General features: G+C 73.8%; 12 protein-coding genes. 7 read left to right on the forward strand and 5 right to left on the reverse strand.

Going from position 1 to position 14,617, the window contains the following annotated elements:
- Nucleotides 1-33: 33 nt before the first annotated feature.
- Nucleotides 34-1,482 carry a polyprenol phosphomannose-dependent alpha 1,6 mannosyltransferase MptB gene (gene mptB / locus CPH93_RS17680; RefSeq protein WP_159395017.1) on the forward strand — a complete coding sequence of 483 codons (1,449 nt, stop codon included), beginning with the start codon at nucleotides 34-36 and terminating at the stop codon, nucleotides 1,480-1,482.
- On the opposite strand, the gene CPH93_RS17685 is transcribed toward mptB, so the two are convergent.
- Nucleotides 1,415-2,443 (reverse strand): lysylphosphatidylglycerol synthase transmembrane domain-containing protein, encoded by a 1,029-nt coding sequence (locus CPH93_RS17685; RefSeq protein WP_096213419.1) that lies wholly within the window; start codon nucleotides 2,441-2,443, stop codon nucleotides 1,415-1,417. The two genes, mptB and CPH93_RS17685, sit on opposite strands and share 68 nt — an antisense overlap.
- Nucleotides 2,440-3,282: a PIG-L family deacetylase gene (locus CPH93_RS17690; protein ID WP_231976873.1), complete on the reverse strand. Its 843-nt coding sequence runs from the start codon at nucleotides 3,280-3,282 to the stop codon at nucleotides 2,440-2,442. Before CPH93_RS17690 ends, CPH93_RS17685 begins: the two co-directional genes overlap by 4 nt.
- Before the next feature lie 59 nt (nucleotides 3,283-3,341).
- Here CPH93_RS17690 and CPH93_RS17695 point away from each other — a divergent pair, with 59 nt between their 5' ends.
- From CPH93_RS17695 to CPH93_RS17705, 3 genes are all read left to right on the forward strand, one after another.
- Complete coding sequence (locus CPH93_RS17695; RefSeq protein ID WP_093484042.1) at nucleotides 3,342-4,457, forward strand: glycosyltransferase family 4 protein; 1,116 nt, start codon at nucleotides 3,342-3,344, stop codon at nucleotides 4,455-4,457.
- A 70-nt stretch (nucleotides 4,458-4,527) separates the two neighbouring features.
- Nucleotides 4,528-5,223 carry a class I SAM-dependent methyltransferase gene (locus CPH93_RS17700; RefSeq protein WP_096213421.1) on the forward strand — a complete coding sequence of 232 codons (696 nt, stop codon included), beginning with the start codon at nucleotides 4,528-4,530 and terminating at the stop codon, nucleotides 5,221-5,223.
- Nucleotides 5,220-6,518 carry a glycosyltransferase 87 family protein gene (locus CPH93_RS17705; RefSeq protein ID WP_096213422.1) on the forward strand — a complete coding sequence of 433 codons (1,299 nt, stop codon included), beginning with the start codon at nucleotides 5,220-5,222 and terminating at the stop codon, nucleotides 6,516-6,518. The genes CPH93_RS17700 and CPH93_RS17705 overlap by 4 nt, the downstream gene beginning before the upstream one ends.
- On the opposite strand, the gene CPH93_RS17710 is transcribed toward CPH93_RS17705, so the two are convergent.
- Complete coding sequence (locus tag CPH93_RS17710; RefSeq protein ID WP_093484039.1) at nucleotides 6,464-8,047, reverse strand: serine/threonine-protein kinase; 1,584 nt, start codon at nucleotides 8,045-8,047, stop codon at nucleotides 6,464-6,466. The genes CPH93_RS17705 and CPH93_RS17710 overlap by 55 nt on opposite strands.
- Nucleotides 8,048-8,339: 292 nt before the next feature.
- Here CPH93_RS17710 and CPH93_RS17715 point away from each other — a divergent pair, with 292 nt between their 5' ends.
- Both CPH93_RS17715 and CPH93_RS17720 read left to right on the forward strand, forming a co-directional pair.
- Nucleotides 8,340-9,593: a cytochrome P450 gene (locus tag CPH93_RS17715; protein ID WP_096213423.1), complete on the forward strand. Its 1,254-nt coding sequence runs from the start codon at nucleotides 8,340-8,342 to the stop codon at nucleotides 9,591-9,593.
- Nucleotides 9,594-9,932: 339 nt separating this feature from the next.
- A complete protein-coding gene (locus CPH93_RS17720) occupies nucleotides 9,933-11,444 on the forward strand; it encodes a protein kinase domain-containing protein (RefSeq protein WP_159395018.1) in 1,512 nt (503 codons plus the stop codon).
- A 268-nt stretch (nucleotides 11,445-11,712) separates the two neighbouring features.
- Here CPH93_RS17720 and CPH93_RS35815 read toward each other — a convergent pair whose 3' ends face one another.
- Both CPH93_RS35815 and CPH93_RS17735 read right to left on the reverse strand, forming a co-directional pair.
- A complete protein-coding gene (locus CPH93_RS35815) occupies nucleotides 11,713-12,594 on the reverse strand; it encodes an SCO2400 family protein (protein ID WP_443031393.1) in 882 nt (293 codons plus the stop codon).
- An 880-nt stretch (nucleotides 12,595-13,474) separates the two neighbouring features.
- Nucleotides 13,475-13,822, reverse strand: a complete 348-nt coding sequence (locus CPH93_RS17735) for a MerR family transcriptional regulator (RefSeq protein WP_093484036.1) — start codon at nucleotides 13,820-13,822, stop codon at nucleotides 13,475-13,477.
- A 580-nt stretch (nucleotides 13,823-14,402) separates the two neighbouring features.
- Between CPH93_RS17735 and CPH93_RS17740 the strand changes: the two genes are divergently transcribed.
- Nucleotides 14,403-14,606 (forward strand): cold-shock protein, encoded by a 204-nt coding sequence (locus tag CPH93_RS17740; RefSeq protein WP_006604579.1) that lies wholly within the window; start codon nucleotides 14,403-14,405, stop codon nucleotides 14,604-14,606.
- Nucleotides 14,607-14,617 lie beyond the last annotated feature (11 nt).

Here is a 14,617-nt window from a genome sequence, read left to right on the forward strand (position 1 = left end):
GCCGCGGCCCCTGCTCCGCTCTAGGTTGGCCGGATGAGCGTGGCAGGGATCACCGTCCGGGGAAGCGTGCTCCTGGGCGCGCTGGGGTCCGTGCTGCTGGGGGCCGGTGCCTGGGCGGCCGGGGCGCTGCCGCCGGGAGTGCCGGACGGGGTGTGGGGCCGGCGCGGGGAGTCGCTCACCTGGATGTGCATGGCCGCCTCCTACGCCGGGCTGGTGCTGCTGCTCACCGCCTGGTGGCAGCTGGGCAGTCGCCTCGCGTCCGGTGCGGTCGTCGAGCGGCGGCAATTACGGGCGGCGCTGTGGTGCTGGGCGCTGCCGCTGGTGCCGGGGCCGCTGGTGGGCAGCAGCGATGCCTACAGCTATCTCGCCCAGGGCGCGTTGGCGGGCCGCGGCCTGGATGTGTACGCGCTGGGCCCGGCGGCGCTGGGCGGTCGGCTCGCGGCCAACGTCCCGGGGATGTGGCACCAGTCGCCGGCCCCGTACGGCCCGCTGTCCGTCGCGGCGGCCCGCGCCGTGGTGGCGGTCACCGGAGAACAGCACGTGGTGGCCGCGGTGCTGGGGCTGCGACTGGTGGCGCTGGCCGGAGTGGGCCTGCTGGTGTGGGCCCTGGGGCGGCTGGCGGACACCTTGGGTCCGGGGGCGGCCGGCGCGCTGTGGGCCGGGGCGCTCAACCCGCTGGTGCTGCTGCATCTGGTGGGCGGGGCGCACAACGATGCGCTGATGCTCGGGCTGGTGCTCGCCGGGCTGCTGGCGTTCCGCCGTGGGCGCTGGTGTCTGGGGACCGCCGTCCTGACCGCGGCGGTGCTGGTGAAGGCCCCCGCCGTGGTGGCGCTGCTGTGTGCGGCCGCGGTGACCGTGGCCGGGCGGGACGGGCCGCGGCAGCGGTGGCGGCAGGCGGCGCAGCTCGCCGGGGTGGCGGCCGGTGCGCTGGTGGCGGGGGTGGCGGTGTGCGGCCAGGGGTGGGGGTGGCTGTGGACCCTGCGGACGCCCGCCGCGGTGCACACCGTGCTGTCCCTGAGCACCGACGCCGGCCATCTGCTGGGGTGGCTCGCCGAGGGGCTCGGGTGGGGTACGGCGGGCGGGGCGATGACGGCCGCGCGGCTGGCCGGACTCCTGGGGGGCCTGGCCGCGGTGGGCTACTGGGTGTGGCGCGCCCCGCACGCCGGTGCCGAACGGGCCGCGGGGGCCGGGCTGTTGGCGCTGGTGGTCGCCGCACCGGTGGCACAGCCCTGGTATGTGCTGTGGGCGCTGGTGCCGCTGGCGGCGGCCGACTGGCGGCGGCTGGCGCGGCCCGGCGCGAAGGCGGCAGTCGTGGCGCTGACGCTGGTGGTGATGCCCTCGGGGCAGGGGCCCACGTGGGCGAGCGGATGCGCGGCCGCCGTCGGGGCGGGGCTGGCGCTGGCTGTAGTGGCGCCTAGGGTGCGGCCGGTGCGGGCGCCGGCCGCCGTCCTCCCGGGCGCAGCAGCCAGAGCGCGCCGGTGAGCGCGCCCAGGGGGATCTCCAGCAGATGCGTGAACGCGGCGAACAGCAGCATCGCCGAGGCCACCGCGGCGGGGGCGCCGCCGAGGGCGACGAGCGCGACGGCGGCGGCGCACTCGGTGACGCCGATCCCGCCCGGCGTCACCGCGATCTGGGTCAGCAGCCGGCTGGCGGCGAACACCGCGAGCGCGTCCCCCGCCCCCGTACGGGCGCCCGCCGCCTGCAGACAGACCAGGAACAGCACGCCCTGCGCCGCCAGCGTGGCGGCCATCGCGCACACCAACTGCGGCCAGGACCGGCGCAGCACGTCCCGGCCGGCGCGCACGCCGGCCGCCAGCCGCCGGGCGTGCGCGGTGATCCGGCGCCGCGCCGCGCCCGCCGGTGCGCCCGGCCGGCGGCCCCGGTGCGCCCGGCGGCGTACGGCAGGCCGGACGGCGGCGTACGCCGCGGGCAGCACGAGGACCACCGCGCCGGCGGCCGCCGCCCAGCCGATGCCGGGCACCGCGGTCCGGGCCAACAACAGTGCGCCCACCGCCGACAGGAACAGCCGGGCGGCCACGTTGCACACCCCGGTGAGCGCCACGCACACCGCCACGGCGCGCGGCGGGTGCCCCCAGCGGCGCGTCATGGCGTAGGTGACCGCGACCCCCGCACCGCCGCCGAGCGGCAGCAGATTGCTGACGGCGCTGCCGGTGCAGTGCACCAACAGCGCCTGACGCTGCGTCAGCCCGGGGAGCGCGGCGGTGAGGACGTAGGTGTAGCTCCACAGCGTGGCGGCCGCCGAGGCACACATCAGCGCCAGCTCGGGGCCGCTGAGGTGTCCGAGCTGGCCCCGGACCGCGGCCCAGTCGGTGCCCGCCGCCTTCGGCACGGCCAGCGCCAGCAGCACCAGGCCGGTGGCGGAGGAGAGCAGGCCCAGCAGTCGCACGGCGAGCGTCGGCAGGCGTACGGCCCGCCGCCTCATCGGCGCGCTGCCGTCGGCGCGGTGTCCGCGAGTGTGGCCAGTGGATCGCGCAGGACGGGCCCGGCGGGCAGCCCGCGCTGGATGTACCACTCGGTGCCCAGCACCTGGCGGAAGGCCGGCCCGGGCAGCCGGCCCAGGGCGGCCAGGGTGCGTTCGGAGTCACCGCCCTGCGCCTGGCTGAGGTGCGCGGCGAGGCTGGCGCGCTTGGCCCGCCAGTACCGCTTGACCGGAATCCGGTGGGTGATGTCGGCGCGGGCGCCGTACGCCTGCCGGAAGGAGTCCCGGTCGAACTCGGGCGGGAAGCGGTGGACCCAGGAGGCCGCCCGCAGTCCGCGCAGCAGCAGGGTCCGGTCGACGGTGGCCTCCAGGACCACCGGGGTGCCCGCCAGTTGGGCGGCGCGGTAGCCGACGCGGTGCACCTGTACGTGGTCCGGATGGCCGTAGCCGCCGGCCGGGTCGTAGACGGTCAGCAGGTCGGCGCGCTCCTCGGTGAGCAGTGCGGCCAGCCGGCCGGCCGCTTCGCCGACGTCGGCCGAGGCGAACGGCTGCGCGCCGCCGGGGGCGGGGGCGGCCGGGGTGCCCAAGTGCCCGGAATCGGCGTACCCGAGGAAGGCGACCCGCGCGCAGCCCAGGATCCGCGCGGAGGCATGGGCCTCCGCGCGGCGCACCCCGCCCAGGCCGCTGTCCTGCAAGGCGGCCGAGGTCAGGCCGCGTTCGCCCGCCGTGGCCAGGACCAGCACCACGCGGTGGCCCCGGCGGGCCAGGCCCGCCATGGTGCCGGCGGTCAGCAATGCCTCGTCGTCCGGATGGGCGTGGAAGAACAAACACGTATGTCGCACGAAGCATGATGTACCACCCCATACTGGTGGACTTCACGCCAGATTTCGGAAGTGCAGCCATGATCCTTCACATTTCAGACTGCTTTGCGCCGCGGACGGGAGGTATCGAGATCCAGGTCGCCGCCCTGGCCGCCGCGCAGCACCGGGCGGGTCTGGCCACCGAGGTCGCCACCGCGACGCCCGCCGCTTCGGGGGACCCGGAGGCGCCATGGCCGTTTCCCGTGCACCGGATCACCGCGCGGCTGCCCGGGCAGCTGCCCGTTCACCCCAGGGCGGGACAGGCGATCGACCGGCTGTTGACGAGGCGTCACCCACGGGTGGTCCATGTGCACCTGGGCGCGGCCTCCCCGTTCGCCTGGGCGGCGCTGGCCTGCGCGCGGCGGCGGGGCATCCCGGCCGTGGCCACCATCCACAGCATGTGGGATCCCGTGGTGCGCTGCATGTACCGCCTGCTGAGCCGCACCGGGCACGGCCCCGCCGCTCCGGTCGCCGTGACGACGGTGAGCAGATCGGCGGCCCGGCTGGTCCGGCAGGCGCTTCCGGACCTCGCCCCGCGGGTCATTCCCAACGGTATCGACGCCGCGTGGTGGCGCACCCGCGCCGAGGTGGAGCGGCAGGACGGCCGGGTGCACGTGGTCGCCGTCGGCCGGCTCGTCCCGCGCAAGGAACCCATGGAGCTGCTGGCGGCGCTGCACTCCGCGCACACCCGGATGTCCCGGCAGGGCACGGCGCTGCGGGCCACCTTCGCCGGTGCCGGGCCGAGCCTCCGGCCGATACAGCGCTATCTGCGCCGCCACGGGATGGACAGCTGGATCCGCCTGGTGGGCCGTCTGCAGCCCCGGGAGGTCCGGGAGCTGCTGTCCGAGGCGGACCTGTTCGTCAACGCGTCCTGCCGGGAGTCCTTCGGGATCGCGGCCCTGGAGGCGCGCACCAGCGGGCTCCCGGTCCTCGCCCGGGAGCACACCGGTGTCGCCGACTTCGTACGGCACAACCGTGAGGGCGCCCTGTGCGGCCACTCGGCCTTCGCCCTCGCCGACGAGGTGCTCTGGCTGGCCCGTACGCCGGGGGCACGGCGCAGCCTGGCGGCCCACAACTGGGAGACCGAGCCGGTGCACTGCACCTGGCCGGTGGTCACCGACGCTTTCGCCCACGCCTACGACGACGTCACCCGCTGACGCGCCGAGCTGCCCCCTACGCCCGGCGGCCGCCGGGGAGCGCGGCCACCACAACGGCCGGAAGGTTTTCATGCACCGGGTCCTCGACCGCTGTCACCGCACGCTCTTCGCCGCGCTCTCCCTCCTCGGCGTCCGTGGCCAGGGACGGCTGCTGCACTGGTACTTCGACTGGTGGCACCGGCGGCCCGACCCGTGGGGGCTGGCCGTGGACGACTACGAGCAGTTCAAGTACGCGACGACACTGGGGCAGCTTCCCGCGCGTCCCTACCGGCGGATCCTGGACGTGGGGTGCAGCGAGGGCGCCTTCACCCATCGCCTCGCGGCGGCCTACCCGCACGCCGACGTCACCGGCGCGGACATCTCGGAACGGGCCCTGGCCCGGGCCCGTACGCCCGTCCCCGGCCCCGCCCCCCGGTTCGTGCGCCTGAACATCGTCACCGCGCCGCCGGCGGACCGCTACGACCTCGTCTTCTGCGCCGAGCTGCTGTACTACCTCGGCCGGCCCCGGCAACTGCGGCGGGCCTGCGCCCATCTGACCGCGGCCGTGGCGCCCGGCGGGCTGCTGGTCCTGGTGCACCCCTGGCCGGAGGCCCGCAGATTCTGTGCGTACATCGAGGTGGCGGGCTTGTGCCGGGTCACCGAGCACGTGGAACGGGGCACCGGCCGGCCCTTCGCCGTCAGCGTCTACGAGGCGGCCGGGACGGCGGGCCACCGTGCGGCGGACCGCCTCGCACAGCCCGGCCGGCAGACGGGCCGGGGAGCGTGAGCCGCGCGGTCCGCGTCCCTCCGGGCGGGGCGGGCGAGCTGCGCACGGCACCGGGCCGGCGCCGTATCGAGGCGGCGCGGAATCTGCTCGTCCGCCGTCCGGGCGCGGTGCTGCTGCTGTCCGCCACGGCGCTGCTGCTGCTGATGTGGATCCCGGCGTGCCTGCGGACGGGCATGGTGGATCTGCGGGTCTACCGGGCCGCGGCCCCGCATCTGGGCACCGGCGATCTGTACGCCTTCCGCCTCCATCTGCCCGGCCCCGATCTGTTCCCGCTGCCGTTCACCTATCCGCCCTTCGCCGCCCTGCTCTTCCTCCCGCTCGGCGGGGTCGCCTGGCCGGTGGCGAGCCTTGTGTGGACCGCGGCCTCGATGGCGGCGCTGTGCGGGCTGGTCCACTGCTGTCTGCGGCTGGCCGACCCGGCCGCGCCCGCTGCCCGGCACCGCCGCCGGGTGCTGCTGTGGAGCGCCGCCCTGCTGTGGACCGAACCGGTCGCCGTCACGTTCGCGTTCGGGCAGGTCAATCTGCTGCTGGCGGCGCTGGTCGGCTACGCGGTCCGGCGGCGTACGGCGGCGACGGCGGGCCTCGGCGTCGGCCTCGCCGCGGGCATCAAGCTGGTCCCCGCGGTCACCGGCCTCTATTTCCTGGCGCACCGGCGCTGGTCGGCGGTGTGGTGGTCGGCCGCGGTGTTCCTCGCCACGGTCGCGGCCGGCTGGTGGGCGGCCCCGCGGTCCGCCACCGACTTCTGGCTCCATGAGGTCGGCGCGGCCGCCCGCGTCGGGCCGGTCGGCTCGGTACTGAACCAGTCGCTGCGCGGGGCCCTGTCGCGCACCCTCGGCCATGACGTCGGCTGGTCCGCCCCCTGGTGGTTCTGTGCCGTCCCGGCGGTGCTGCTGGCGCTGACGGCCGTGGTGCGCACGGCCCGCCGCGGCGACCGGCTCGGCGCGCTGCTCGCCGTCCAGTTCTCCGGCCTGCTGCTGTGCCCCATCTCCTGGTGCCATCACTGGGTCTGGGCCGCCGCGGCCGTGCTGTGGCTGGCCCACACCCCGCGCCGGACAGCCGCGCACACCGCGGCCCTGCTGGCCTGGTGCACCGTCCTCGCCGGGTACCCCATCCACTGGCTGGAGCTGGCCCAGCCGGACATCACGCAGTTCGGCCGGCCCTGGTACCTCGCCACGCTCGGCTGGTGCCATCCCGTCTGTGCGGTGCTCACCCTCGTCGCGCTGTGCGGGGGCGCCGGCGGCTATGCGCTCAGGCGGATTCCCTTGACGGCGTTGTCGAAGACCGGCCGGTACTGATTCCACTGAGTGTCCGGCGCGGAGAGGTAGATGACGTACTGGGTGCCGTCGGTGCCGCTGAATGCCAGCTCCACCGCCCGGTAGCCGCGCGCCCGGCCCTGGAAGGTGAACTCCCAGTACCCCGCGGGCCGCCCGCGGAAGGTCGTGGCGTCCATCCGTACCCGCTCATAGCCCGGGTTGTCCCGGCGGGTCTGCGCCTCCTCGGTCTCCCGCCAGTGCCGGACCGGATCGGATCCGGCGAACTCCGCGACGTTGATCCGCAGGCCCACCAGCCCGGTCGGGTCCACGTAGGCGACCTCACCGCCGGGCGGGTCCTGGCGGGCCCAGCCGTTCCGTACGGGGAGGGAGAAGCCCGGGCCCGCCTTTTCGAGGTGGTATCCCGCGGGCAACGGCGCCGGGGAGAAGCTGGGGCTCGCCGCCTTGGTGGCGGGCCTGGGCGGCCGGGCGTCCGTGGCGCCGGCGCCGCCCCGGGGCCACAGCAGCACCCCGCCCGTCGCACAGGCGCCGGCCGTCACCACCGCGGCGCCCCACAGCACCGCCCGCCGGCCGCGGCTGCCCTTCCGGGCCGGGGCCGGGTCCTGGGCGTGGTGGAGCCGGACGAGCGGCTCGGAGGACGACAGGGCGGACGTCCGGGAGGACGGCTGGGAGTCGGGCAGGGCGGACGGCTGGGTGTGGTCGGTCCGGGCGGGCGGGGCGCCGGTGGCCGGCGCGGCGGCTGCCTGACCGAGGAGGCGCTCGGCCTCGTGTGCGGCCATGCGCTCCCCGGGGTCCTTCACCAGCAGGCCCTCGATCACCGGGGCCAGGCCGCCGGCGTTGCGCGGCGGGTCGTGGGCCTCGACGACCGTGGCGTAGGCCATCTCGATCGCGGTGTCCCGCCGGAACGGGGGACGGCCCTCGACGGCCTCGTACAACGTGGCGCCGAGCGACCACAGGTCGCAGGCCGGGCCGGGCTCGGTGGTCCCGCTGCGCAGGCGCTCCGGCGCGAGGTACGGGATCGACCCGACCAGCTCACCGGTCCTGGTCAGCGAGGGCGTGCCGGACTGCACGGCGATCCCGAAGTCGGTGAGGACGATCCGCCCCGCGCTCCCGAGCAGCACATTCGCGGGCTTGACGTCCCGGTGCAGCACCCCGGCCTCGTGCGCGGCACGCAGCGCGGCGGCCATCCCGCAGCCGATCCGGGCCGCCTCGCCGGGCGGCAGCGCACCGTCGCGCTTCAGCAGATCGCCCAGCGTCATCGACGGGATGTACTCCATGACGATGCACGGCAGGCCCTCGTCGTCGACGACGTCGTGCACCACGATCACATTGGGGTGGGTGATCCGGGCGGCGCTGCGGGCCTCGCGGCGGGTGCGCTCGTGCAGCGTGCGCACCTCGTCGTCCTCGAGGTGGGGCGGTACATGCAGTTTTTTCACGGCGACCGGCCGGCCGAGCACCTCGTCCTCGGCCCGCCACACCGTCCCCATGCCGCCGCGGCCCACGCGCTCCACGAGCCGGTACCGGTCGGCCACGAGTCGTCCAAGATCGGACACCGCGGGTCTCCTTCACCGCACCGGAACAGATTGCGGCACACCATAGCTCGTACACACGAACGAGCCGCGGGGCGGGGCTCCCGGGTGCCGGGCCCGCGAAGGGGCGTCCGGTGTGCGCTGCCGTTCCGACCCCATGGCGCCATGCATGTGCCATGGGGTCTTGAAATGGCGCCATGATGGTGCCACTATGGCGTTAGGAACCTCACGCCTTACGTCGACGATCTCCGGCGCGACTGACCAAGTCCTACGGCGACGTCCACTCACCTCACCTCACCTCGCACCGGAGGACGCCATGCAGTACGAACCGCCGGCACCGTTACCCGAGCGCACACCGGGGGAGGCGACACCGCTCCTCGATCCCGTCTCGCTGCCGCTGACCCGCCCCGCGGGCTGCCCCTTCGATCCGCCGGCCGAACTCGCCCAGCTCCGCGAGCAACGGCCGCTCAGCCGGCTGCACTACGCCGACGGACACGTCGGCTGGCTCGCCACCAGCCACTCCGCGGTCCGGGCGATAGCGGCCGACACCCGCTTCAGCTCCCGCTACGAGCTCATGCACTACCCGCTCCTCGACGGCGGGCCCGGCGGCGCCCTGCCCCCGGCACCGGCCGGCGACCTCACGGGGATCGACCCGCCCAAGCACACCCGCTACCGGCGGCTGCTCGCCGGCAAGTTCACCGTCCGCCGGATGCGCGCCCTCACCGCACGCGTCGAGCAGATCACCGCCGAGCACCTCGACGCCATGGAGCGCCAGGGACCGACGGTGGACCTGGTGGCGGCGTACGCCCACCCCGTACCGGCGCTGATGATCTGTGAACTGCTGGGGGTTGCGGAGGCCGACCGGGAGGCCTTCCAGCGGCATGCCGCGGCGGTGAGCGATGTGGATGCGACGGTGGCGGACCAGCTCACCGCCTTCGAAGCCCTCGGAGACTTCGTCCGGGAACTGGTCCCGGCCAAGCGCGCCCGCCCCACCGACGATCTGCTCAGCGATCTGACCACCACCGACCTCAGCGACGCCGAACTCGCCGGCATCGGCAGCTTTCTGCTGGCCGCCGGCCTCGACACCACCGCGAACATGCTCGGGCTCGGCACCTTCGCCCTGCTGCAACACCCCGCGCAGGCCGCCGCGCTGCGCGCCGACCCCGGCCTCGCCGACCAGGCGGTCGAGGAGCTGATGCGCTATCTGAGCATCGCCCACACCGGGGCACGGGCAGCGCTGGAGGACGTCGAGGTGGACGGCCAACTGATCAAGGCAGGGGAGACCGTCACGCTCGCGGTGGGGGCCGCCAACCGCGACCCGGCCCGGTTCTCCGATCCCGACACCCTCGATCTGCACCGCAAGGCCACCGGGCATCTGGCCTTCGGCCACGGCATCCACCAGTGCCTGGGCCAGCAACTGGCCCGGGTCGAGATGCGGATCGCGTTTCCGGCACTGTTCCGCCGGTTCCCGACGCTGCGGCTCGCGGTCCCGCCCGAGGAGGTGCCGCTCCGCCCCCACATGGGCATCTACGGCGTCCAACGGCTCCCCGTCACCTGGGACGAGGCGTAGGGCGTGTCTTTTGGATCAGCCCGGGCCCGCGGCGTCTGGCACGGCACCTCGCGGCGTTGTCGCATCACCCACGGACACCCAGTCCGAGGGCGACGCTCCGCCTTGCGATGCAGCTCGGCATCCGTACAGCGAATGAAGAGCCGAGACGGAGTGAGCGCAGCGAACGCAGTGCACCAGACGCCGCGGCCTGATCCGGGCTGATCCAAAAGACACGCCCTAGTCCGGCTGGCGCCGGAGCAGGCGGGGGAGCGGGCCGGGCGGTCGTGCCGCGGCGGAACCCGCCCGCACTCAGGGGCGTCTTCCGGCGTGTCGGCGTCGGCGGTCCGTGGAGGAAACCCGGTGGAGAACAGAATATTGGGGCAGCGCTACGAGCTGGTGGAGCAGCTCGGGCACGGCGGGATGGGAACGGTGTACCGCGCGCACGACCACCGGTTGCGCCGTACCGTCGCCGTCAAGACCCTCTCCGCCGAACTGGCGCTGCAGCCCGAATTCCTCTCCCGCTTCCAGCGCGAGGCGCATGCCGCCGCCGCGCTCAACCACCCCGGCGTCGCCACCGTGCACGATGTCGGCGAGGACGCTTCCGGCGGTGTCGCCGAGCCTTATCTGGTCATGGAGTACGTGGAGGGCACGACCCTCAGTCACGTCCTCAAGGGCGGGGCGCTGCCGCCGGCGCAGGCGGCCGATGTCGTGGGGCAGGTGCTGGAGGCGCTGGAGCACAGCCACCGGCACGCCATCGTGCACCGGGACATCAAGCCCGCGAACGTCATGCTCGCCGATACGGGCAGGATCAAGGTCGTCGACTTCGGTATCGCCAAGGCCCTCAGCGAGGTGGCCACCCGGCTGACCGGGACGGGTGTGGCCGTCGGCACCCCCGCCTATCTGGCCCCGGAGCAGATCAAGGGCGGCGACACGGACCACCGTACGGACCTCTACGCCGTGGGCTGTCTGCTCTACGAGCTGCTGACCGGGCGTCCCCCGTACACCGGCGATTCCCCGTTCTCCGTCATGCACCAGCATCTGACCGCGGACCCGGTGCCGCCGTCACGCCTCCGCCCCGAACTGCCGCCCGCCGTGGACGCGGTGATCGTCCGGGCGCTGCACAAGGACCGGGCGGACCGTTTCGCCGATGCCGCCGCGATGCGTACGGCACTGAGCGCAGCGGCCCGGGCCACCCCGCCGGCCCCCGTCCCGACACCCACGGCACGCGATCCCCGGGCGGGAGTGGTCGCCTCGCCCGCGCCCCCGGACGAGGTGCCGGCGCCGCAGCCCGCCCGCCGGCGACCGGGCCGGGTGGTGTTCCGGCCGACGGCCGAGGGGGCGGTCGCGCTGCTCGGCTGTCTGCTGTCGCTGGTGATTTCCCGGAGCGACGTGCTGGAGGGCAGCGCGTTCTCCCGGGTCGCCCTGCTCGCCGCGGTGGCGGGGGGCGTGCTGCTGCTCTGGTCGGCGCGGCTGGCGTGCGCGGTGGCCTGGGGCCCGGTGGCGGAGGCCGTGGCGGTGTTCTCCGAACTCGCCCGCAGCTATATCGGCTGGGACACCCACTACGTCATCCTCGCGCTGATGCTGGGTGTGGCGGCCGCACTGTGCCTGGCCGCCGGGTACCGGGACGAGCGGGCCGGCGGATTCGCCCTGGTGGCCTTCTGGTTCACCGCCCTGACCGCCCTCTGGTTCTTCCTCGACGACGTGCGCAAGATCGGCGTCTTCTACGTCCTGCTGCTGGGCGTCCCGCTCGCCATCGGCGTCCAGGTACTCAAGTCCCGCACCCGTCCGCCGTCGCCCGCCCCGTCCGCCGGCCCGCACGCAGCGGTGCAACCGGCCGAAGCCGCACCCGCCGGCCGCCGCCGCGCCCGCTGAACCGGGACCACTGGACAGCACACCTAGGCCGAACGCCGAGCATCCGGCAGGTCAAGCGGTTCATGGTGGTGCCACAGCAGATGGCGATCGCCCTGGCGCAGCTCGGCGTCTCCCCACTCGTGGCACTGTCAGAGGCAACTGCCAAATGTGACGGTGACTCACACGAGGGCGCCCCGCAAGGGCACATAGGGGCGTACAGGCTGGGACCAGCGGCAACGCCGAAGTTTCGCCATCAGGTCCTAGCAGCGCCGAGGCGCCGCCGGAGCGGTCAGCCGACGCACACCACTCCCAGCAGGCAGGTCGGCGAGGTCGGGTCGGCCGTCGGCGCGGTCGGTGCGGGGCTCGTCGTCGCGGTGCCCGTACCGGGCTGGGAGTCGGACGGGGGCGGGGTGGTCTTCGGTGCTGCCGCGGCGCCGTGGTTGTCGTGCGGCGTCCCGGCCGGCGCGGAGGTGGTGTGCGGGGTCGCGCGCGGGGCCGCGGAGTGCCGGGGCGCGGGAGCGGTGGTGGTGGCCGGCCGCGGGCTCGTCGGGGCGGCGGACGGCGTGCCGGCCACGGTGGGGTGCCGGCTGGCAGAACTCCTGGACGGGCGGTTGTCGTGATGCCGTGAAGGATGGCCGTCCGGCTCCTTCGAGGACGCGCTGGTGTTCATCGTCCGGGGCGTGGCCGCGTCCGTCGGATCCGGTGCCGCGGCCGCCTGGGCGTGCTCGGTGGCCGGCTTGTGCTGCAGGAGGCTTGCGGTCAGGCCGCCGCCCACCAGGGCGAGGGCCGTGGCGGCCGCGGCCCGCCGGCGGTACTTCTTCCAGCGCGCCAGCTGCCGGCGCCGGGCCGCCCGGCCGAGCCCGTCGGGGGCGCCGCCCTCGTGATCGCCGGCCGTACCGGCTCCTTCGGCCGCCGCCTCCGACGCGCCGTACGCGGCGTCGCCCTCGGGCGCGTAGCCGGCGTACGGAGCACCGAGGCCGGACAACGAGGCGGGGTCATCATCCTCCCGCATCGGCCAGGCCTCCCATGAGGGAGCGGCGGCGGCCGCATCCAGCTGGGAGGTATTGCGGCGGTGGGTCAGCGGCGGGGCGATGTCGGGGGCGTAATCACCGCATCCCGGGCACACCAGCGCCCCATTGAGATTTCGACGGCACGACGAGCAGTAATCCATCTGCGATCTTTCTGTGCTGGCTGCGCCGCCAGGGACGCCGGCGACGTTTTTTCACGTTCGCACGCGGGATCGAGCGGCCAGTAACGCTAACGGCACATACGGAAAGGCAACAAGTAGAGCTTGTAACGCTTCCGTGCAGGTTCCTTACCTGCCGGTATTTCCGCTCCGGACATGTCCAGACGAATACCGGGATGCGCCAAGGAAATTGGCGACGTCGGCCGATCCCCCTTATACGGGACGGCAATTCACTTCCCGGATGTCCGCCCCATAGCGGAGAATTCGCTCCGGTGAGTGGGGAGGCTGCCCGCTCCCGGGGCGTGCACGACGGGGGCCGTATCCGGGGCCGTGCCCGCCCGCCCCGCCGGGGAGTGGGCCTGCCGCAGCCTCGCGGTGCGTTACATGATCTTCCCGGCCTCGCCACGATAAAACCCGGCACAGCTGCGGGAATCGCTTACAGGATAGGGGTTTTGAGGAATCGTCACGCACGGCGGAATCCGGAGGAGCTGCGGAAAAACTTCGCTGCCGGGCCGGGGGCGAAGCGACATCGAGGGGAAGGAGCCACCAGGGCGAGACCGGAAGCTGCGCCCATCGGAAAGGGGTCCACCGGAAAGTCCGTCCGCCGGGAACCGCATCCGCCGGCCCCGTGCCCCTCGGAAACCGTGTCCCCCAGCATTCGCATCCGACGGAAACCGCGTCCCTGGGCAATCGCGCCCCGGGAACCACGTCAATTCGGCCATCCGCACGGCTTCCTCGCGCCACGGAGACCCCGCGTTCCCGGCGCCGGCCGTCAGCCGCCGCTCGAACCGGCCGTCAGGGCCCGCCCGGGCCGACGGTCAAGCAGCCCCCGCCCCGCCCGTCAGCAGCCCCCGAACCCCTGACCTCAGGACCCAGCCGCCCGATCCGACCGACCCTCACGCCGGCGCAGCTCGTCGTTGAGGCGCAGGGCGTCTTCGAGCTGGTCTTCGAGGATGATGATGCGGCAGGCGGCGTCGATCGGAGTGCCCTGGTCGACGAGTTCGCGGGCGCGGGCGGCGATGCGCAGCTGATAGCGCGAGTAGCGGCGGTGGCCGCCTTCGGACCTTAGCGGGGTGATGAGCCGGGCCTCGCCGAGTGTCCGCAGGAAGGCGGGCGTGGTGCCGATCAACTCCGCCGCGCGGCCCATGGTGTAGGCGGGGTAATCGTCGTCGTCGAGATGGTCGGCGGCGTTCGGCCGGGGTTCCGGAGCCATGCGCACCCTTCGTCCTGGGCATCGAAGGGCCTCGGTCCGTGTGCACCCAGGCCCCACCGGGGTCGGTCTCCGCCTGTCCGCCCGGGGAGCCGCGTCCGGGATCGGGGGCGCACTCCGTGGCCCTGCTGCCAGGCAGTGCTTTCTCCGCAGTCCGTGGCCGTCCTGCCGGACGACTTCGCGCTGCGCGCCCGAGCTTATCCGCTGGCGGTGAAGAATGTCTATTGCGGCTGCTATAGATTTGGGCCGGTCGGGGCCTGGGCTGCGGGGGTGGCGTACATGGATTCGGCGTCGAATGGCGATGAATATCTCATGTCGCGACGGGAGAAATTACGGGTGTGCGGGCGCCGCTTCCGGGCTCGTGGCCGGTCGGCCGGGAAACCTCTGTGCGGCGTTGTATGAGCCGTGCTACTGTCGATATCAGTTGCAGTTGTGGTTCCCAAAATCTTCAACGCTTCGGTCGGCTCTGAGCCGGTGGGAGCGTTTTGTGTAGCCGGAATTTTTCCGGGTGGGGCAATCATCGCGGCGACGCGAGGCTCGCGCAGTGCGGGTCCAAAGCATTCCCCGAAGGAGAAATTAAGATATGGCTACTGGCACCGTGAAGTGGTTCAACTCGGAAAAGGGCTTCGGCTTCATCGAGCAGGACGGTGGCGGCGCTGACGTGTTCGCCCACTACTCGAACATCGCCGCCCAGGGCTTCCGTGAGCTGCAGGAGGGCCAGAAGGTGAGCTTCGACGTCACCCAGGGCCAGAAGGGCCCGCAGGCGGAGAACATCGTTCCCGCCTGAAGCTGAAGCGT

Origin of the sequence: Streptomyces sp. 2323.1, from assembly GCF_900221035.1 — a bacterium.
Taxonomy (GTDB): Bacteria; Actinomycetota; Actinomycetes; order Streptomycetales; family Streptomycetaceae; genus Streptomyces; species Streptomyces sioyaensis.

Excerpts from the sequence above, each read along its gene's own strand:
- mptB (WP_159395017.1), top strand. The coding sequence starts at position 34 with ATGAGCGTGGCAGGGATCACCGTCCGGGGAAGCGTGCTCCTGGGCGCG.
- CPH93_RS17685 (WP_096213419.1), bottom strand. The coding sequence starts at position 2,443 with ATGAGGCGGCGGGCCGTACGCCTGCCGACGCTCGCCGTGCGACTGCTG.
- CPH93_RS17695 (WP_093484042.1), top strand. The coding sequence starts at position 3,342 with ATGATCCTTCACATTTCAGACTGCTTTGCGCCGCGGACGGGAGGTATC.
- CPH93_RS17700 (WP_096213421.1), top strand. The coding sequence starts at position 4,528 with ATGCACCGGGTCCTCGACCGCTGTCACCGCACGCTCTTCGCCGCGCTC.
- CPH93_RS17715 (WP_096213423.1), top strand. The coding sequence starts at position 8,340 with ATGCAGTACGAACCGCCGGCACCGTTACCCGAGCGCACACCGGGGGAG.
- CPH93_RS35815 (WP_443031393.1), bottom strand. The coding sequence starts at position 12,594 with ATGGATTACTGCTCGTCGTGCCGTCGAAATCTCAATGGGGCGCTGGTG.
- CPH93_RS17735 (WP_093484036.1), bottom strand. The coding sequence starts at position 13,822 with ATGGCTCCGGAACCCCGGCCGAACGCCGCCGACCATCTCGACGACGAC.
- CPH93_RS17740 (WP_006604579.1), top strand. The coding sequence starts at position 14,403 with ATGGCTACTGGCACCGTGAAGTGGTTCAACTCGGAAAAGGGCTTCGGC.